The organism is Methanobrevibacter sp. YE315 (assembly GCF_001548675.1).
In the GTDB taxonomy this organism is placed as follows: Archaea; Methanobacteriota; Methanobacteria; order Methanobacteriales; family Methanobacteriaceae; genus Methanocatella.
Genome location: NZ_CP010834.1, coordinates 1,843,978 through 1,864,812 on the forward strand (window position 1 = coordinate 1,843,978; position 20,835 = coordinate 1,864,812).

At 28.9% G+C, this 20,835-nt stretch carries 18 protein-coding genes and 1 pseudogene; 6 read left to right on the top strand and 13 right to left on the bottom strand.

Annotated elements, in window-relative coordinates; all coding sequences use genetic code 11:
• Positions 1–224 precede the first annotated feature (224 nt).
• The 3 genes from hemC to TL18_RS08530 are packed head-to-tail and all read left to right on the top strand — an operon-like array spanning position 225 to position 2,689.
• Positions 225–1,094: a hydroxymethylbilane synthase gene (gene hemC / locus TL18_RS08520; RefSeq protein ID WP_067044250.1), complete on the top strand. Its 870-nt coding sequence runs from the start codon at positions 225–227 to the stop codon at positions 1,092–1,094.
• A gap of 14 nt (positions 1,095–1,108) precedes the next feature.
• A complete protein-coding gene (locus TL18_RS08525) occupies positions 1,109–2,065 on the top strand; it encodes a Gfo/Idh/MocA family protein (RefSeq protein WP_067044253.1) in 957 nt (318 codons plus the stop codon).
• A 12-nt stretch (positions 2,066–2,077) separates the two neighbouring features.
• Positions 2,078–2,689: an orotate phosphoribosyltransferase-like protein gene (locus TL18_RS08530; protein ID WP_067044256.1), complete on the top strand. Its 612-nt coding sequence runs from the start codon at positions 2,078–2,080 to the stop codon at positions 2,687–2,689.
• A gap of 317 nt (positions 2,690–3,006) precedes the next feature.
• Here the strand turns inward: TL18_RS08530 and mtrA are convergent.
• Positions 3,007–3,552 (bottom strand): annotated as a pseudogene (gene mtrA, locus TL18_RS08535) (tetrahydromethanopterin S-methyltransferase subunit A); the annotation flags it as partial.
• A 73-nt stretch (positions 3,553–3,625) separates the two neighbouring features.
• On the opposite strand from mtrA, the gene TL18_RS08540 reads away from it, so the two are divergent.
• Positions 3,626–4,195 (top strand): phosphatase PAP2 family protein, encoded by a 570-nt coding sequence (locus TL18_RS08540; protein ID WP_082706451.1) that lies wholly within the window; start codon positions 3,626–3,628, stop codon positions 4,193–4,195.
• Here the strand turns inward: TL18_RS08540 and TL18_RS08545 are convergent.
• The 10 genes from TL18_RS08545 to TL18_RS08590 form a co-directional block, all read right to left on the bottom strand.
• Positions 4,184–4,474, bottom strand: a complete 291-nt coding sequence (locus tag TL18_RS08545; protein WP_067044264.1) for a hypothetical protein — start codon at positions 4,472–4,474, stop codon at positions 4,184–4,186. The genes TL18_RS08540 and TL18_RS08545 overlap by 12 nt on opposite strands.
• A gap of 88 nt (positions 4,475–4,562) precedes the next feature.
• A complete protein-coding gene (locus tag TL18_RS08550) occupies positions 4,563–5,081 on the bottom strand; it encodes a nitroreductase family protein (protein ID WP_067044268.1) in 519 nt (172 codons plus the stop codon).
• Between the two features lie 45 nt (positions 5,082–5,126).
• Positions 5,127–7,799 carry a CDP-glycerol glycerophosphotransferase family protein gene (locus TL18_RS08555; RefSeq protein WP_067044271.1) on the bottom strand — a complete coding sequence of 891 codons (2,673 nt, stop codon included), beginning with the start codon at positions 7,797–7,799 and terminating at the stop codon, positions 5,127–5,129.
• 102 nt (positions 7,800–7,901) lie between these two features.
• Entirely contained in the window at positions 7,902–8,345 is a 444-nt protein-coding gene (locus TL18_RS08560; RefSeq protein ID WP_067044274.1) for a hypothetical protein, read from the bottom strand.
• A 79-nt stretch (positions 8,346–8,424) separates the two neighbouring features.
• The gene (locus TL18_RS08565) at positions 8,425–9,486 is read right to left on the bottom strand and encodes an SGNH/GDSL hydrolase family protein (RefSeq protein ID WP_067044277.1); all 1,062 of its coding nucleotides are present in this window, start codon (positions 9,484–9,486) and stop codon (positions 8,425–8,427) included.
• A gap of 4 nt (positions 9,487–9,490) precedes the next feature.
• Positions 9,491–10,360 carry a hypothetical protein gene (locus tag TL18_RS08570; RefSeq protein WP_067044281.1) on the bottom strand — a complete coding sequence of 290 codons (870 nt, stop codon included), beginning with the start codon at positions 10,358–10,360 and terminating at the stop codon, positions 9,491–9,493.
• Positions 10,361–10,381: 21 nt separating this feature from the next.
• The gene (locus TL18_RS08575) at positions 10,382–11,671 is read right to left on the bottom strand and encodes a nucleotide sugar dehydrogenase (RefSeq protein WP_067044284.1); all 1,290 of its coding nucleotides are present in this window, start codon (positions 11,669–11,671) and stop codon (positions 10,382–10,384) included.
• Positions 11,672–11,717: 46 nt separating this feature from the next.
• Positions 11,718–14,429, bottom strand: coding sequence for a CDP-glycerol glycerophosphotransferase family protein (locus tag TL18_RS08580; RefSeq protein ID WP_067044287.1), 2,712 nt, complete (start codon positions 14,427–14,429; stop codon positions 11,718–11,720).
• 212 nt (positions 14,430–14,641) lie between these two features.
• Positions 14,642–16,267, bottom strand: coding sequence for an ATP-binding cassette domain-containing protein (locus TL18_RS10780; protein ID WP_231483605.1), 1,626 nt, complete (start codon positions 16,265–16,267; stop codon positions 14,642–14,644).
• 10 nt (positions 16,268–16,277) lie between these two features.
• On the bottom strand, positions 16,278–17,048 hold the full coding sequence (locus TL18_RS08590) for an ABC transporter permease (protein ID WP_067044289.1): 771 nt from the start codon (positions 17,046–17,048) through the stop codon (positions 16,278–16,280).
• 402 nt (positions 17,049–17,450) lie between these two features.
• On the opposite strand from TL18_RS08590, the gene TL18_RS08595 reads away from it, so the two are divergent.
• Both TL18_RS08595 and TL18_RS08600 read left to right on the top strand, forming a co-directional pair.
• Positions 17,451–18,365, top strand: a complete 915-nt coding sequence (locus tag TL18_RS08595) for a hypothetical protein (protein ID WP_067044292.1) — start codon at positions 17,451–17,453, stop codon at positions 18,363–18,365.
• A gap of 177 nt (positions 18,366–18,542) precedes the next feature.
• A complete protein-coding gene (locus TL18_RS08600) occupies positions 18,543–19,346 on the top strand; it encodes a hypothetical protein (protein WP_067044294.1) in 804 nt (267 codons plus the stop codon).
• 338 nt (positions 19,347–19,684) lie between these two features.
• Here the strand turns inward: TL18_RS08600 and TL18_RS08605 are convergent, their stop codons facing one another.
• Both TL18_RS08605 and TL18_RS08610 read right to left on the bottom strand, forming a co-directional pair.
• Positions 19,685–20,083: a PaaI family thioesterase gene (locus TL18_RS08605; protein ID WP_067044297.1), complete on the bottom strand. Its 399-nt coding sequence runs from the start codon at positions 20,081–20,083 to the stop codon at positions 19,685–19,687.
• Positions 20,084–20,204: 121 nt separating this feature from the next.
• Positions 20,205–20,759, bottom strand: a complete 555-nt coding sequence (locus TL18_RS08610) for a hypothetical protein (protein ID WP_067044299.1) — start codon at positions 20,757–20,759, stop codon at positions 20,205–20,207.
• Positions 20,760–20,835 lie beyond the last annotated feature (76 nt).

Consider the following 20,835-nt stretch of genomic DNA (forward strand, 5'->3'; position numbering starts at 1 on the left):
AACAATTGAAATGTTGATTTTTTTGGTTAATCATTTATGTAAATTCTATGAATTTAATTAATGTCAACTTACTTAAACATTAGCATGAAAAGGAAAAACTCCCACAAATAATTGAAAAAGACCAAAAATTGAAACATTTAATAAACATTAATTCAAAAGTTAATAATGTAACAAAATTTATAAGTCAAATCTTATAAAAAAATTTCAAAAATTGGAGATAATAAATGATTGTTGGAACACGTGGAAGTCGATTAGCTTTAGCCCAAACAAATCAGGTATGTGCTGATTTAAGCAAAATAACCGGCGAAAACATTGATGTGCAAATTATTAAAACTAAAGGAGATAAAATCACTACTTCTCAATTATACAATATGGATTCAAAAGGATTATTTACCAAAGAACTTGATATTGCTCTTTTAGAAGAAGAAGTTGATTTTACAGTACACAGTTTTAAGGATTTGCCAACTGAATTGGATGAAGATTTAGAAGTTGTAGCGGTTCCAAAACGTGAATCTCCTCATGAAGTGCTTATCTCTTCAAAATCATGGGATGAACTTGGACCTGATTCAAAATTAGGCACTAGCAGCCTTAGAAGAGAAGCATTCTGTAATCATTACGATAAAGGTTTTGAACTCAAACCCATCAGGGGAAATATCGAAACCAGAATCAAAAAAGCATTGGAAGAGGATTTGGATGCGACAATAATGGCTGAAGCGGGCCTTAAAAGATTAAATCTTACAAAATACATCAAAAATGTATTTCCATTAGATTATATCACTCCTCCAGCAGGACAAGGTGCATTAGCTATTATTACAAGAAAAGACTCTGATAAAAAAGAAATTATCAAAAAATTAAATGATTACATCTCAATGCAAGAAGTTTTTGCAGAAAAAAAGGTCTTGGAAGAGCTTGGTATTGGTTGCCAATGGCCAATTGGATCCATAGCTCAAATGAAAGACAAAGAATTCAATATTTATTCAATATTATTAACTAAAGAAGGAGAAATCCTTAAAAAACAAACGGAAAAAGGCTCTATAAGAGATGCGGTTGAACTTGGCAGACGTATTGGAGAGCTTTTCCAGGATTATGTTTAGACGGAGGAATTTAATTGAAGACTGTTAACGTAGGAGTTATTGGGGTAGGTGCGATGGGTGAAAACCACGTTCGTGTCTATCACAAAATGGAAGAAGCAAATTTAGTTGCTGTAAGCGATGTAAGCGAAAGAGCACTTAAAAAAATTGAGAAAAAATATGGTGCTAAAGGTTATACCGAATACAGTGAATTACTTGAAAATGAAGAAATTGACGCTGTAAGCGTGTGTGTTCCAACTACATTCCACCATGCAGTAGTAATGGAAGCAATAAAATATGGCAAACACGTTTTAGTTGAAAAACCAATAGCATTCACATTGAAAGAAGCTGAAGAAATGATTGCAGCTGCTAAAGAAGCAAATGTTCTTCTTGCAACTGGACATGTTGAAAGATTCAATCCTGCTGTTCAAAAAGCTAAAGAACTTATTGATGATGGAGTAATAGGCGACATTGTATCAGCATTCGCAAAAAGAGTAGGACCTCTCCCACCAAGAATAAAGGATGTTGGTGTTTCAATAGATTTAGCTATTCACGATTTAGATATAATGAATTATTTATTTGAAGAGGAAGTTACACAAGTTTACGGAACAATGAATTCCAGCTTTGATGACAGTGAATTTGAGGACCATGCTGAAATAATGGTTAGTTTTGATAATGAATCTACTGGAATAATTGAAGTGAACTGGTTAACTCCATATAAAAGAAGAGAATTAGAGCTTACAGGTACTGCAGGAATCATTTCTGTAGACTACATCAAGCAGAGCATAGAAGTTTATGGTAAATTTGCTCAAGATATCCAAATTAAACATGAAGAACCTCTCAAAGGTGAATTAAAATCCTTCCTAAATGCAGTAGTTAATAATATGGAACCAGAAATTACTGGTGAAGATGGACTTAAAGCTCTTAAAATGGTTATTGCTGCAAATAGATCATCCAAAGAACATAAACCAATTAGTTTTGAAGAATTATTATAACTAGGTGATAATGTGAAAGAAAAATTAATCGCAAAAGCACAAGAATTAAGACAACACGGATTCACAACTGGTGAAATCGCTGATGAACTTAATGTGAGTATGGATACTGCTAGATGGTTAACACTCCAAAAAGCAACTGAAGAAAAAATTGACGCCCCAGTTGACTTTGCAATTAATTGGAAAAGTATTGGTGGAAATTCCACTCGTTTAAGTTATGTTTCAGGTGCATTAAGTGATATGGCATTATCACATGGAGATGCAGATACTGTTGTTGGTATCGCTGTTAGCGGCGTTCCATTTGCAACCGTTATGGCCGACTTTATGGAAGACATGACTGGACTTGACACATCTTTAGCTATATTCCACCCAAATAAACACAGAAAAGACAATGACGAAACAGATGACGAAGGTACAATCAGTACTAACTTCGGAACTGTTGAAGGCAAAAAAGTTGTCATAGTTGATGATGTTATCACCAGTGGAAAAACCGTGAAAGAAGTAATTCATACAGTTAAAGACCTGGGCGGAGAACCAACCTGTGTTACTGTATTAATCGATAAAGCAGGACTCTCTGAAATTGAAGGAGTGCCTGTCGAATCTTTAATCAAAGTTAGTAGATTATAATCTACTACATTCTATTTTTTTATTTTTAACCATTTCAAGTAAACCTGACACCATCAATTAAATAAAATCATGCATTATTTAAAATAAAAGTTTTATTGAAAAACATGATTAAATTTAATTTTACTTTAATTATATTAACGCATAATGATAAAATCAATAATCCATGTATTGAAATACACATGGATAAAGACATTAATATAAATTATTGCTAAAAACATCAAAAACAAGGATTATAAGTTAGTATATTAAAAAGTAGAAAAAAAGTTAATTTGTAAAAAATGAAAAATTAAAAAAAGCTGAAATTAATCTTCAGCTTCTTCTTCAGCTTCTTGGTCAACAATTACCATTTTTTCGTTTTCTTCATCGACTTCCATTACAATTGGGTCTTCTTCTAAAGCACCAGGATCTTTTTCAACACATTCGTTGATTTTGGATTGAATTGCACCAATATCTTCAGTATCGATTAAATCAACAATTTCAAGTTGTTGTTGGAATCTTTCAATACCTTCAAGAGGAACATTTTCAACAAATGGAATAGCTCCAGTAGCACCGATGATTTTCTTTTTGTCCGGGTCTGCACCATTGTCATACAATGCTTGAATACTTTGACCTGTAATGTGGCCTTGTACTTCAGCACCGGCTAAAATTAAAAATCTAATATTTGGATTAGAAATGATATTTGCAACAACTTTTTCAATACCTAAGTTTTCAGTTTTACATGGTCCTGCAATTGCTGCACCGCTTAATTCAGCTTCGATATGTGATGCAAGGGTTGTTACAGCTACTGGACTTTCAGGATCCCCCACAATGTAATCTCCACTAATAACTGGCCAGCCATCTGCAGGAGCTTTTTTGTCAGCCATGAGTAAATCCTCCTAAAATTTTGTTGATTAAAAATATATTTTAAGTATATTTAAATATTTTGAAACTGTAATTGTGATAGCAGCATACTATTTAAATTTCAAAAAATATATTATAATTATGAATTTAAACTATCAATTTTTTTATTTGATAAACAATAATTTACAAAATCCGTTATTTGATTTTATAATGCCTCATCTTACCAATATCGGAGGATTTGCTGGCCTATTGGTATTATGTATCATTGCAATAATATTAACCAAATATTATAAAAAAGAAAAATACTTAAAAATAGCAAAATTATGTTTATATTCCCTCATATTATCTGGAATTATTACATTATGTTTAAAATTAGCAATTGTTGAACAAAGACCTTTTTTAACATTAAGCAATGTTCATCAACTCGTTACACCAACAGAACCAAATTCATTTCCTTCAGGCCATGCATCATCAACATTAAGCGTTGCCACAGTTTTGATTTATGAATTCCGGAAAAATAAATTGATAGTTGCAGGTTTAGTTATTTTTAGTATATTAATTGCATTTTCAAGAGTATACTGTGGTGTTCATTACCCATTAGATGTATTGACTGGAATGATGGTGGGTATTTTAAGTGGTGTTGTCATTTTGAAATTAAAAGTATAATTCGGAAGGATGGCCGATATATTCAAAATCATCCTTATTGTCAAGATATTTTACTCCAATAACCTTTCCATCAGGGAATTTTGTAACAACACTCATGCCATCATTTACATCAATGACAATTACTTTTGTATTTTTTTCGCCTTCCACTTGAATTTTAACAATGTCATCATTTTGAATTAATTCAGCATCTTCGAATTCGTTACTGATGTCTGTGGAATACCAATGCTGAGGTAATTTAAGCCTTAATCCCAAATCATCCAATAAATCTTTTACGTGCATCTTAAAAATCTCCTTGAATCTATTATTAAATCTAGTCTATAAAAAAATATATTTAAAGTTATTGTAACTTTTCAAGGGTTAAAAGTAGCTAAACTAAAAAATGAATTTTGGACTTGTCCAATTCGGCTAATGAATGAGGCTGTGGAATATTTTCTGAATGACCGATTGCCAAAATACCAACAATCCTATAATGTGAATCTATTTTTAAGATATCCCTAACAACCTCTTCAGAATTTTCACCATCCTTATCCCTTAAATGAACTTGAACCCAACAACTGCCCAAATCAAGTTCAGTTGCCATCAAATGCATATATGTCAATGCAATTGAAGAGTCTTCAATCCAAGTATCCGCAATTAGAGTATCCGCAATAACAACAATGGCCTTATCGGCACCATCAATTAAATCAGCACCATGATTTTTACATTTTGACAATTCCTTTAAGGTTTCTTTCCTTTCAACAACCATGAAATTGCAAGGTTTTCTATTCATACTGGTTGGTGCAAGAAGAGCAGCCTGCAATATATTATCCAATTCATCTTTAGTTACCGGTTCATCACTAAATTTTCTAGTGCTTCTTCTTTTAAGCATTAAATCTATTAATGTCATGATTAAAAATAAGAATCTCCTTATATAAAAAGATTGATTTGTAAATTAGTAATAATTATCAATTTTCTTAATTTCATCCAATGTACGTTTACAGTTATTTCTGTCAGTATATTCGAAAAAGTCATCAACGCGAGCTTTATACAAATCGTCCATTTCACAATCTTTATTGACCAAATCCATTATTTTGCTTTTCAATTCATCGGGAGTAACTGTTATTGGTCCAAAGCCCATAGTATCATATTTGAAATATGCCTTGTCAAGATCAAAATGAAACTCATCTATATCATAGTGATAATAAATCAAAGGCTTTTTAAGATAAGCAAAATCAAATGCTACTGATGAAAAATCAGTGATTAACATTGAAGAATGATTAAAGATATCTGCATATGACTTATCAGTGAATTCTACCAAAGGATGCTTTGTAAAGGTATCAATGAATTTTTTTAAATTTGGATGAGGTTTAAATGCCAATTTATAACCTTTTGAATCCAGGAAATTGATTAAGCTTTCATCATTTAAAAGGCTGTTGAAGTTTTCAAAGAGTTCGGACTCCATAAATTCGCTTTCGGAAACTGCATTATACTTACGCCTCCAGGTAGGCATGATTACAATTTCTTTTTTATCTTCCAATCTCTCCAAATAATCAAATCTTGGGAACCCGCATAGTTTAACAACATCTTCAGAATAACCGTAATTTCCATTGAAAAATGATTCTCGCTCTTTTCTAGAAACAGTTACCAACATTTCTAAATGTTTATCAAACCTATTAAGCCAATGGGAAACATCATGCAAAGTTACACCATGCTGTAAAAATACGGTTTTTGATCTAACAAAACCTGCCAAATGTGTGAAATTACCCCAAAATGGATAAATAATAAAATTATCTGGATGTGAAGTGATAATCAGCTCCGCATATAATGAATACAATCTGTGTTTTAAAGATGCATAAGGAATAACCGGCCCTATCTTTTCAACTTTTTCATATTCCGGCACTGCTTTTCCAAATCCTAGCAATCTTTTAATTTTGCCAAAATCAGATAAGTAATTATATTCCTCATCTGTTTTTTGAACAACAAAATACTTTTTAACATCCGAATCATCATTATCTATGACATACTTAAATAATTTCAGTCCGTTGTCATCTGCACTTCTAGGCAAGTCACCGAAAATCCAAATCCTCTTATTTTTAAAAAAAGGATATGCTAAAAAGTATAATATCCTTAATGGAATTGCGGTTCTCCACCCTCTCCATTTATGGTTCCACATTGATTTTAAGGTAGCAAATTCATTTTTTAAAACAGCTCCTGTTGTTTTATTGATTACTTGAATATGGTCTTCACAGTCTATAGCCAAATAATCTTTTGATAATTTATATCTTGAAATATGTGAAATTCTAGAAGTACGATTAAAACCTATAGTTAAATCTGTTTCATTTGTTTTGAAAGATATTCTATTTGCAACAGGGATTGTAACTTCAAAACTATGATTATGAGCATAAGTTCTATTAAGAGAAACTGAATCTCTTTGAGGGAATTCAACTTCAGAAACAGGAATCTCTTCTTTATCATCTAAAACAGCGAAAATATCAGTTTCAGTATGGAAAAATGTTTTGTAGATTCCTGAAATATATATCTCATTTTCACTTCTAAACTCAAAGAAGTCTATTCTGATTTGATTTAAGGCGAAATGTTCCAAAATTTCATCACGTAAAGAGTCCCCTATGACAAAATTGGAGAAATTCTTATTCAGATAATCCCATTTATAATGCTTAACCATCAACATGTGTGTTTTAAGTAAATCAAGACCAAATCTCATATTATAAATAACATCATCATCAACATAGGATAAAATTTCAATTAATTTATCGAATAGTATATTGAACTCTTCTTCGCTTAACAAATCATCAATAGACTTAATATTGAACATCCAATACATATCATAAGCAACCAAATGTTGAATGAACTTAGGAACTTCATCATAAAGTTCCAATGAATCCTTAATGATTCTTAAAAAATAGTTATCCATTCTTGAAGTAAAATACGACTTTCTGTAAATAGAAGATGAAACAAGAGAAGTTTTAACATTGTTTTTCCTATAGTTATACTTACAACCAGATATAACGCCCAATTTAGGATTTTTTAGAAGGATTTGATTAATAAATAATGGATCTTCAGAAATTTCTAAAATATCATCAAATTTATGATTTTTAATTTTCGATGCCCTAAAGAAAGATGAAGCACCGGAAAGCTGAATATAATCCGGATTTTCCAATAAGTCTATAACCTGAGTTTCTTCATATTTATAATTTAAAACATGCCCTCCACTCTTATCACCGAAAAAGTAGATAGGAATGGATGCAATATCGACATCATCATGCTCTGTTAGAAAATCGTATAATGTTTTAAATGTATTTTTTGAGAGGGTATCATCACTATCTAAAAAATTAACGTATTCCCCTTGAACTTTGGATAAACCAATATTCCTAGAACCTGCAGCTCCTTGATTAGTCTCATTATTGATTAAAATTATATTTTGAGGGTATTTTTCTTGATAGATTTGCACAACATCACTTGTTGCATCTTGACTTGCATCATTTACAACAATGATTTGGATATTATCTTTAAAATCCAAACTCTGATTTATAATTGAATCTAAAGCTTCACCAATTTCATTTTCAGAGTTATATGCTGCCATCACAACAGAAAATTTGAAATCCAAATTAACATAACCCCCTAAATTGAGAACCCATATAAAAATTAAAAGAAGTCATAAAAAATTTATAAAAAATAAAATAATAACTTTTAAAAAAATTAAAAGTTATCATAAATCATTTATTATTGATTTAACAACATCATCATTATACTTTCCTCTTATGAAGATATGATATGGTTTATTATCTTTATCAAAGAAGAAATGAGTAATCTTTGTTTTATTAGTCTTTGGATCTTTTAGTATTATTTTTGTTACTTTAGCATTACCCACCTTTTCCTCTTTTATACTTAATTCATTTTTTTTATATCTTTGAGTATACTCCTTGATAGATTTGTCAGTATCATTATTAGTTTGATAAATAGTAATTTTAGAGTCACCATTTACTAATTTAACACCATGTTCAGATTGTTTTAATATAGCATAACCGTTAGGCACTTTGACCTGGCTAGATCCCACAGTAAAATAATTAGATGTGGTAAAAGTATAGGCAGCTACACCCGCTACCGCTATCAAACATAATAAAATTATTAAATAAATATATTTTTTTGACATAAAATGCACCAAATATTATTTTATATTTAATCTATTAAATAGATATCTATTTTATAAACCTTCATCAAAAATTTATCAATTAATCAATAAGTTCACAAATTTTATCAGCAATTCTATACATTGACCAATCAATATAATGAGATTCATCTACTGATACGCAGTCATAATCTTCTTCATCGAATAATTCAGTCTGATATAACAACTTAGTATTTTCACCGCGTTCAACTGCTTTTTCATAAACTTCACAAACATGCTTATCCAAAGCAAAATAAAGTTTTTTCTTATTAAATGATGTTGAAGTCATGAGCACAATTCTTTTATCCGGATGATGACTACGAATTCTTTTATAAAATGGTTCATACATTTCTTTAAATTCTTTCAAACTACTTGCGTTTCTGGTATAATCAATTACAATACTATGACAATTAATTTTCCCAATTGTGTCTGCAACATTTTCATTTCCTCGACAAGCTGAAGAGATAGACAAATTAATTATATCCCTATTTAACCTTTTACTTACAACATTTGGAAATGAATTCGAACTTCTGGATGCTGCTGCACCTTGAGTTACAGAATTTCCATAAAATACTACGGGTAATCTTTTTTCATCAGGATAATCAAAAGGTTCTATAGAAGAATTTTCATCTATTCCTAAGAAAAATTCTTCGATAGTATTATAATTTGGTAAAAAGACACAAACTTGACCGCTTTTTGGAGCTCTAATTCTTTCTACAAAAATATTTTCCCCATCGTTAGGACCAAACACTCCAACATGATTATACTTCCCATCATCACTTACTTCATAAATATCAAAACCCATTGCATTCCAATTAACTAACTTTTTATATCCCCATTTCCTACGCAACTGAATTTTAAAAGTTAACCAATTAGAATTTGTCTTAAAACGTAACCTAGTCCCTGAAGCACTATTATGGAAATCGGCCATCTCTTTAATGGCTGAATTACCAAATTTTTTAATTTCCATATGTGTTTTAATTGGAAATTTTGAAAAATCTGTTCTTGATGAAGCAAAATTAATAGTTCCATAAATATATTCCGGGTGCTCGAAGATATCAATATAATCAATAGAATCCTCATTAATTTTTTCTAATTTATCATGAATTGATGTTAAATATTCCATAAAATTACAACCATTTGCTTAATTTTTTATAAATAAACACATTTGCTGTGTCATTAATAAATCTATTACTGTAAACACACATGTCAGAGTATTTATCACTATAGATGCAGGAAATATCTTCAATTATGATTTCCCCTTCATATTCTTTTAATAGTTTTCTAATCAAATCTTTTCTTGATTGCCTATTTGGGGGTAATGCATACCAACAAATTAATTTATTAACCTTTGTCTTGAAGAAATTTACAACATCAACCAAATATTTTTCAACATCTTCTTTTTTTTGAGAATAAGAATCAACTTCTAAAATGCAAATATCATGCTTTCGAAACTTTTTATCTGCTTTAAAATAATTTGAATGATATGCTTTAAGAAAATCACTTTTATTAAATGAATAATTATTAACTAGAGAATTTGTCTTTCTACCAATAATATTTGAAAATAACATGCTAGATGTTGTACAACCAATACCAAAACTATGAATTCCTCCAGCAATCATTATTTTATCTATATTATTTTCTTCAATGCTCACTATTGAAGAACCCTCTGGAACATCCAAATACAAATCAGATAAAGTTCCCAAAATTGGTGCATAAATCAACAAATCATAATACACATTGTCACCAACAAGATACTTCATGTTAAGTACTGCTGGAGAACTTCGAGAATAAGCATTTACGGGCATCCAAGATTTATCTTCAACCCTTTTATACATGACTAAAAGGCCCTCTCTAGCAGTAACCCCCACATGTGGGAAAGAACCCTTAACCACATGTTCCAATCCATAAAATATTTTCAGTGTAGGTGCATTTGTTCTCAATTTATATACATACGGACTCTTATCATTAACCGACTTGTAAAGAATATCTACTCTCATTTCTCCACCCCATTTTAGAATCTATAAAGACCAATATACAATATTATCTTTATTATCAAATTCTTCACGAACAGTCTCTTTTAAATCAAATAATATGATATTATTTTTAGATATATTTTCCAAATCATTTACAGCCAAATTTTGATATTCTGAATGTGCTACACCAATTACAATCGCGTCAAACTTATTATTAAACTCATCGGATAAAGTTAGGTTATGTATTCTCTCTAACTCTTCAGGAATCGCATTAGGATCATTCAATTCAATATTCGCACCACTCTCTTCTAATTTTTTGATAATTTCAATTATCTTACTATTACGAATATCATTACAATTCTCCTTAAATGTGACACCACATACTAATATGTCGGCTTCGTTAATGTCGATATTATTTTCCGCCAAGGTATTGACAATATTGTCATGAACATAATCAATCATGGATTCGTTGATTTTTCTACTGGTTTTCATTAAATCAGTATCACAATTCAATTTATCAGATTGATATATCAAATAATAAGGGTCAATACCAATGCAATGGCCTCCAACAAGACCTGGTTGATATTTAACGAAATTCCATTTAGTTCCTGCCGCTTCAATTACATCATTAATATTAATTCCCATTGAATTATATATTTTAGCAAGCTCATTTACCAATGCAATATTGACATCACGTTGGATATTTTCAGTTATTTTAGCGGCTTCGGCAATTTTAATAGATTTAGCCCTAAATATTCCATTATTTAAAACAGAATCATAAACATTAGCAATGATATCTAAAGATTCCTCGTCCATTCCAGATACGATTTTAGTGATATCTTCTATTTTCTGATTATTTTTACCAGGGTTTACTCTTTCAGGTGAATATCCGACTTTAAAGTCTTCACCACATTTAAATCCGGAACCCTCTTCAAGGATTGGAATGCAAACATCTTCTGTTACACCAGGATAAACAGTTGATTCATATACAACAATTGAATTTTTAGGCATATTCCTAGCAACAGTTTCGGTAGATGATCTGATGAAACTTAAATCAGGTTCATTATCTTCCTTAATTGGTGTTGGAACTGTAACTATGAAAAAATTGGCATTAGACAACTCTTTTTCATCACTAGTGAAGTGGATATCAAAATCGTTTAAATCATCACCTTCAATCATGTCAATTCCATTTTTATAACTTTCGATTTTAAATTCGCTAATATCAAAACCGATTACATCGTATTTTGAAGATAATAATTTAGCTAGTGGCAAACCAACATATCCTAGTCCCACAACCGCAATTTTTTTATTCTTATTGATTAAATCGCTGAACATTTTATAACTCCGCTTCAAATAATTTAATATCCTATTTTTAACAAACTTAATGACTATCTATCCAATCGTATACTCTTTTACAATTATTTCTGTCAATATTATCAAAAAAGTTATTGATCCTATCTTCATAAATTTGTTCAATTTTACAATCAGATTCAATATAATATTTAATTTTTGATTTTAAATCTAATAAATTTTTAGTAACTTCACCGAATCCCATAGTATTATAATCAAAATAACCACCTTTAAATGGATGATCATCATTCGGTTGATAATATATAATTGGCTTTTTCAAGTATCCGAAATCAAAGAAAACAGATGAAAAGTCAGTAATCATAATAGCTGATTCCCTAAATAGTTTTTGATAATCGCCCTCGTTAGATACCCTAATTTTATCATGAATATCGAATAAATCAATGAATCGTTCATTTGTATTTTTTATTGTTCTTTCTAAATTAGGATGAGGCTTCAATACAATTTCATATCCCTGTTTTTCAACAAAATCAATCAAATCATCATCATTCAATAACTCATTTAAAGAATTAAAGTAAGGAGATTTTAAAAATATATCTTTACTTCCCACCAAATAATTTCTCCATGTTGGAATGATGAGAATTTGTTTTTTAACATTATCATTTCTCAAATTATCAAATCTTGGAAGACCTAAAACTTGAATCCTATCCTTATCATAACCATAACCTGCATCAAAGAATGAATCACGTTCCAATGATGAAGATGTTAATAACAAGGATATATTTTTATCATATTTTTTTAACCAAGTAGACATATTTCCTTGAGTTACACCATGCCTAATGTAATATTTTGGAATTTCACTAGAATTAGAATAAACTAAAGTTTTCCCTTCAACAACAAATGGGTTTACAACACCATCATCGGGATTAGATGAAATAACCTTATCTGCAAATAAGAATAGTAACTTATGTTTTAATGAAGCAAACTTAACAACATTCTTTAACTCTTTATTCACACGAGAATAATCACTGCAATCTTCAGATATTATATAATATTTATTTATATTATCATTTTGATTAAGAGCGTATCTAAACAAATGTTCCGCATTATCATCCGCTTTATCAACACGATCCATGAATAAATAAGTCTTTTTATTCCTATTTTTATATTTGAAAATTGGATATAGCAGTAATGCTAGGCCCCTTATCCATAAAATATTCATAAAATTTGGAATATTGGCTTCTTTTATTGTTTTCAAAGTATTCTTTTCATGACTAATCATTTTAGAATATTTATAATTCTCAACATAGAACTTATTATCTTCAAAATAGACAATTTTTGAATCTTTTACGAAATAATTACAGTATTTTGAGATAGGTGAATGTCTTCTAAATCCAATGCTTAAAAATTTAGTCACCACATTTCCTTTTTTAAAATCAAGAGTATTACCATTTTTATAATACATGACTTTAATTCCAATTTCATATTCTATATCCTCATCTAATGGAACAGAAAGATCGAAATTATACTTATATTGAATAGTTTCAGATAAAAATAAAAGATTTGATCTAGCAGTATAGTCAACTTTCTTTGCACCATAAATAAACGTATTTCCATTTTTATCCTTTCTAACAGCTTTAATAGAAATATGATCTGAGTCAAATAATGAATTTAAGGCACCAGATATATTAAGATGATTGTCCTTTAATTCAACAATATCAATCCAAAATTGATGAGCACCCAATCTATCTAATTGTCTATTTTTACTTCGAATGAACACATCGTGCCTTTTTAAATCAAAATCACAATGTATATCATCATTATATTTAGAAATTAAGTAATTACGAAGAGCAGGACCCCTAATCAATTTGGAGTTTAACGCATCGATAGACAAATAACTTAAAACTTTTTTGAAATACTGCATAAATACGTCAGCTTGATATTTATAATCAAAGTTAGGTACTTCAGGAGTTACCATCCATTGTATATTATAAGCTAAAGTATATTTAATAAATTCTGGAACTTCACCTTCTTTATCCAAACAATATTGAATTAAATCCATAAAATGGTACTTTAATCTATCAGTATAAAAACCTACCATATCAATGTATGAATCAACTGAAGAAGAATTATCCATACGTTTTCTATAGTAATAAGTAGGATTTTCCAAAACACCATATGCTTTCTTTTCTAATAAAATCCTATTAATAAAATTAGTATCTTCAGAACCTACAAGATTGGTTTTAAATCTCTGATTATTAATCGCAGAATTTTTAATAAATGAACTTGAAACGGATAACTGCGGATTCCCAGGTTCTTTTACTAAATCAATGACACGATCACATTTAAATCTGAAATTTAAAGGGTGAGCCTTAGTGCTTCTTTCAAACTCAATGATTTTAACTGTAACCACATCAATAGATTCTTCATGGAGTTTGAAAAAATTATTTACTTCTTCCAATGTGGTTTCAGATAATTTGTCGTCACTATCGAAAAAATTTACATATTTACCTTTAACATAATCTAAACCATTATTACGAGCACTAGCCTGACCTTGATTCTCTTGAGATAAAACCACAATATTATTGGGGAATTTTTTCTGATACTCTAAAGCAATATCCAAAGAATCATCTTCGCTCCCATCATTGACAAGTACTAACTGAGTATTTTCTTTAAAATCTAAAGATTGATAAATAATAGAGTCAATTGCTTCTTTTAAATATTCCTGCGTATTGTAAATCGCCATCACAATTGAAAAAATAAAAGAATTATCATTATCGTCCATATAAAGATATTTAATGAATATAATATATAAAAATTTGTATATCGAGCAATTTTAATAAAAAAAAATAAATTTAATAAAAAATTAAATTATTAACATTTATTTTAAAAAATATTGAAAAAAAATAAACAAAGATGGAAAAGATATAATTAGAATTAATTAAAGACGAATATTTTTAACATTCACAAAATAAAAAAATATTCAAAAATAAAAAATTATCTAAATTGAATATTTCTTAATTGTTCTTTGCTTGCTTTTTCGGAATCTTTAAGATAATGGTTACATACTTCATTTGCATCGCCAATTTCTCTAATCTCCCCCTTGTCAATCCAAATTGCTCTGCTACATAATGACCTAATTTGTGGAATAGAGTGAGAAACAAGTACAACTGTAGTTTTTCCATCCATTAAAGATCTGATTTTATCACTACTTTTCCTTTTAAAATTCACATCCCCAACAGATAAGATTTCATCAATGATTAAAATATCAGGATTCACCATAGTAGCAATAGAAAACCCAAGTTTTGCAATCATACCAGATGAATAGTTTCTTATTGGAAGATCAATAAATTCTCCTAATTCAGAAAATTCAATTATTTCTGCTTCTTTTTCTTGCAAGAATTTTTTGCTATAACCCAAAACAGCACCATTTAAATAAATATTTTTTCGTCCGGAATAATTCCTATCAAAACCTGCACCTAAAGATAGTAATGGTGAAATATTACCTCTAGTTACAACTTCACCGTTATCAGGAGTATAAATTCCAGTAATAACCCTTAATAAAGTAGATTTACCCGCACCATTATATCCGATAATACCAATTTTTTCACCTTGATATATCTTAAAAGAAATATCATTTAAGGCTTTAAATTTGAATTTTTTAGATTTATTTCTTTTAATTGTACGAATAAAACTTTCCTTTAATGTATCAATATTATCTGTAGCAACATCAAAACTTAAATCAACATGACTCACTTCAATGGAAACATCAGAACTATAACCCGGAACAATACCTGAAACTATGGAATCAACATCATTTTCACTATCTTTACTTTCATCTAACGAATTAACATTATCATCATCAATATTTTGTAAAACTTCTTTAGATTTTGGAGCATCATCTTTAGAATGTAAAAGATTGCCAAGTTTCTTTTTTAACCCTCTTTTAGGAGGAACCGGGTCATCACTCACAATATCCTTGGAACTAACATCCTTAGCAACTTCATCTTCAGAAACAACATCCTCAGAAACAACTTTCTTAGGAACAGCCTTCTTAGGAACATCCCCATCAGAAACAACTTTCTTAGGAACAGATTTCTTAGGAACATCCCCATCAGAAACAACTTTCTTAGGAACAGATTTCTTAGGAACATCCCCATCAGAAACAACTTTCTTAGGAACAGATTTCTTAGGAACATCCCCATCAGAAACAACATCATTATTAGGTTTTCCATTAGATATTTCGGGACCTGACTTCCTAATTTTCCTAGAATCAGAAACTTTACTCTTTTGTTCTTCTTTTTGTTTTTCCCTATCTAAAACATGTTGAGGAACGATTACATCAACATCATCATTAATTGGCTTATTCAATTTTGGAGCATTCTGTTTTTTAGTTTCAATTTTCTTATCTTCAACTTCAAGAGGCGGTTTTTGAATTTCTTCATTACGCTTATTTTCTTCCATTTTTTCAAGACGCACTAATACCGCTTCAGCTTCTTTATCATTGATGTTATATTTATCCATTAATTTTTTTTTAATTCTTTGTCTTTGACTGTCTTGATTATTAATAGAATCTTGATTAATTGATTTCCTAAAAGTTATATTTTTATCATCTTTATTCATTTAAAACCCTCTAAAATTTCATTGCAACTTTGTTTTTATGTGTTTTAAAGACAATAATTCCCAATACTAAAATTATTGAGGAAAGCAATAATGAATTAAATATGTTTAATAAGTCAGGAATAGTTCCCCAAACAGCAAAATGCCTAAATTGATCTATAACCCAAAAGAGCGGATTAAGAATCATATATTGATGATATGGTTCTCCAATAATTTCCATTGGGTAAAACAATGCAGATGCATACATTAAAATCATGGTTACTACACTCCATAAATGTTTAACATCTGTATAATAAACATATAAAATAGATAATATAAATCCAATACCAATTGTCATCATGATTAATGAAATGACTGGTATGATTGATAAAGGAATTGTATTGAAGTGGAAAGGTGCTTTAGTAACAATCATAACAGCAATAAGAATAATCAATGAGATAATGAAATTTAAAAATTCTGAAATAACTCCCCCCAAAACAAAAACGTTCATTGGCGCTGCAGTTCTTTCTAAAATATTTTTATTACCTCTAATAGCATTCATAGATACACCAACACCAGAAGTAAAGAAATCAAATAAACATTTACCAGATAAGTAGTATACAGGAAAGTTCTCAATTTTACGGCTAAAAACTGTAGAGAAAATTATAGTTAATATAGTCATTACCAATAATGGCTTTAATACACTCCACATAATTCCTAAAACAGAATCTTTATATTTTGATGCGAAATTCTTTTTAACTATTTCTTCAAATAGAAAAAAATTAACTTTATTACTTAAACTCATAAAAGCCCACTATTAAATATTTAATAAATAAAAATTTTGTATATCAATAATTATCTTAAATTAAATATTTAAATATTTGTCTAATTTTATACTAATTCCTTCAAAAACACACAAATATACTTATTACATTACTAAAGTTTTAAATTGAAAAATCTATTTACAAATATTTAAATCAAAAAAAATTCATGAAAAAATAATTTAAAATTTGTGAAAAAGAATGAAAACAAAAATAAACAAACAAATTTTATAATATTTAAAAATAGTTTCCGAATTGATTATATAGAATAATCGACATATATATTCTTAAAATATTAAATTTATTAATGCTAAAAGGGATTTTCACATGAAAACACCATTTAATTATTAACTAAATAGTGAATTAAATTAATACCGTGATAAACAATGAAAAATTTAGTCAAAAATGTTATTGAAGTAGATTTTGATGAAATTGAAACATATGATTTCCCATTAGATGAACCTTTTGGATTAGACATTAATTACAAAGGCATTAGATACTGCCTTGTTATGAGGTTATCTTCAACTAATAAAAATTTAATCTGTTGTGGACCTGGTGCACATGGAAGAAATGTGCAGACATCAGATGGAACATATAAAAAACCACCATTTATCCAGAGATGGTCTTGGTACAAATATTTTGAAGAATCATTTATCGCTTATGCTGATCCAATCTTCTTTTATGATGAACGGATAACCTTAGGATGGTTAGTAGGTGATAAAAACCAATGGTATCTTGAAACTGTTTCGGAAATTATTAAAAAAATATGTAAAAATCAGGGAATTTATCATAGCAATATTTTATTTTACAGCAGTTCAGGAGGAGGATTTACATCAACTGGGCTTGGAACCCTTATAAAAGGATCAAAGGTGCTAGTGAATAATCCTCAAATGAATATTTTAAATTATCATGAATTCCACATTAATCATCTATTTAGAATATTATACAAGGAGTTTCCAGGTTTGACAAAATCTCAAATCATAAAAAAAATAGGTTATAGAATAGATATGATTAAATTATTCAAAAAAGAAAAATACATTCCGCCAATTACCTATTATTTGAATGTTGAATCTGATGATGATCTTTACAATCATTGCATACCATTTATCAATGATATTAAAAAATTACCTTATTTCAAAGATAATCTTATAATTCATGCGTACAGAGAAGTTAAAAGCTCACCACATGGACCTATTTCAACAGCTGAATCTGTAAGAATAATAAAAGAGTATGCAAAGCAATATTTAAATAATAATGAAGAATCAGAAGACAATCAACTCAAAAATAATTTATTAAAATAAATTAAAAAAAATACAAATTTTTCTTATCTTAATTTTTATAACCATATTTACAGTAAGAAGTTATAAACAATTATTATCAATAGTTTAATAAATATAAAAAACTAAATAAATATTGAAATAAAGTTATTTGGTATGAAATTAATAAAAATTAATTAAATTAAGAAGGGATATGATTATATGGAATTTGTTAGAAGTCAGGAAGATATTGTAAATTTAAAAGATAATAAAATATTCGGTGAACCCAATTTAACTAACACTACCATCAAATTTGGTGGTGTGAATAATATTTTAGTATGTGAAGGAGATATTAATCTTACAAATGCAAATATTTCATTCAGTGGAAGTAATTCTATCATTTATTTATCATATTCTCAACTTCATTATCGTATAACCATAGTCATAAGAAACAACTCAACATTATTTATAGGCAAAAACAATAAATTTGGTGTTTCTGAATTATATGTTGAAGAACACCAAAATCTCATTATTGGCGATGATTGTCTTATTGGAAGCGCAGTGACTATTAAAACTAGTGAATTATACCCTGAATATGATTTAGACAGTAAAAATAGGGTTAATTTTTCAAAAAGCGTCCTTATTGGAGATCATGTCTGGATAGGTAATCAAGTATTCATTTCTAAAGGTACACAAATTGGTTCTGGAGCGATAATTGGTTCACATAGTTATATACCTCCAGCTTCAATAATCCATTCAAATACTCATGTACAAGGAAATCCGATTAGAACAATTAGAAATAATGTATTCTTTACAAAAGACTTTTTAGGATCTTATACTGAGGAAGATACTCTTAATTATTCAACATATAAAAGCAATATATTCAAATATGAATACGTGCAGAATGAAACTTTATCATTTAATAAAATTGATGAAATATTAAATAATTTAACTGTTATTGAAAAATTAGATTTCATTAACAAATTATTTATAAAAAATAAACGTAAAAACAGATTTTTCTATTAAATTACAAATATCCCGTTAAAACAACCTTCACCAATATTCCTATTTTAAAAAAACTATTCAAAAAAAGACCTAATTTTATATAATGTTTGCAATCACAACTATCAACATTTTATAAAAAAATTTCAGAGCCACGGCAGCAACTCTGAAATCAAGATTTTTCACGACTTGTTAATTAGTCATTTATATATTATCCTTTCATACAATATAAATTAAATGGTTTTGATTATATCTGCTGTGAAAAATCAAATATGAATCATGAAAAAAGACTAAAATAAAACTTAAATCCCAAAAAAAAGATTAATAAATAAAATATGGGAATTTAAGGAATGAAACCCCAATTACAACTTAAAACCAGTCCCTATAAATTGAGCAATATCCCTTCCAGTATCATCACTTACATCGATATTAACTATTGAAGAAGTGCGCCCGCTTTTTCGGCATTTTGCTCTTGCAATCAATTTATTGCCTTTTGGAGCAGAAAGATAATTAATACTTACCTGCTGAGCAACGGTTGGCTGATGAATTTGATTTGTCATTACTGCAAATGCAAAATCGGCTAAAGTGAATATTACACCACCCATTACTCCACCATATGCATTTTTATGATCTTCAGTTAATTCTAAACTACAAACAGCCTCTTCATTTGTAAGCTCATCTAATGTTATACCTGTGGTTACTGCGAATTTGTCTTTATAAAAAAAATCTCTTGCTTCTTCTAATGAATTAAAATTAGACATAATACCTACCTAATAATTTATTGGCGTTCATTGAATAAAATATTTTATATTGATTTTGCAATAACTTGCACATAATAAATCAATCAGATATTAAAAGATAGCTCAAAAGACTATTCCAAACTTATTGATAATTACATTCATCAAAATGCTCTTTAACTTTAACGTAGAATTCGTCAGCAGTAAAATCAAAATCATTATTGAATGATTTATGGGCCAAGTAACAATCATTTTTCAGATTAAATCTAAAATCAGGGCATTCGTTAAAAAATTTCTCAAAACAGATTCTGGAATATTCCGGAAATTCAACTTCCTCAAAGGATATCTTTTCAACCAGCATGTTCATGGCAAAATACAGAACGGAAAACTGAAGGACTGAAGCATAGGCATCATAATAATTCCCGTAATCCAAATTGACGTTGAAGTAAATCAGAAAGTTGATTAATACATGAGAAATCCAAACCAAGGAATTCGGCTCGAATTTTTCCAACTGCAAATCCGTGAATTTGAAAATCAACTCTTCCAAATCCCCATCATTATCCTCACAGAAACTGACAAATTCATTAAAAGAGTAATTTGTCAAATATTTAATGTATGCTTCTTTAATCTGGTCATCACAAGGGTATTTGGAAATCTTTTTTAAATCTTTGGGTCTTAATACTTTAGGATATGTAAACATTTTAAATCATATTAATTTATAATCAATAACTTATTTATGCTTTTAAAAAAAATCGTCTGAAATTAATAGTATCTTA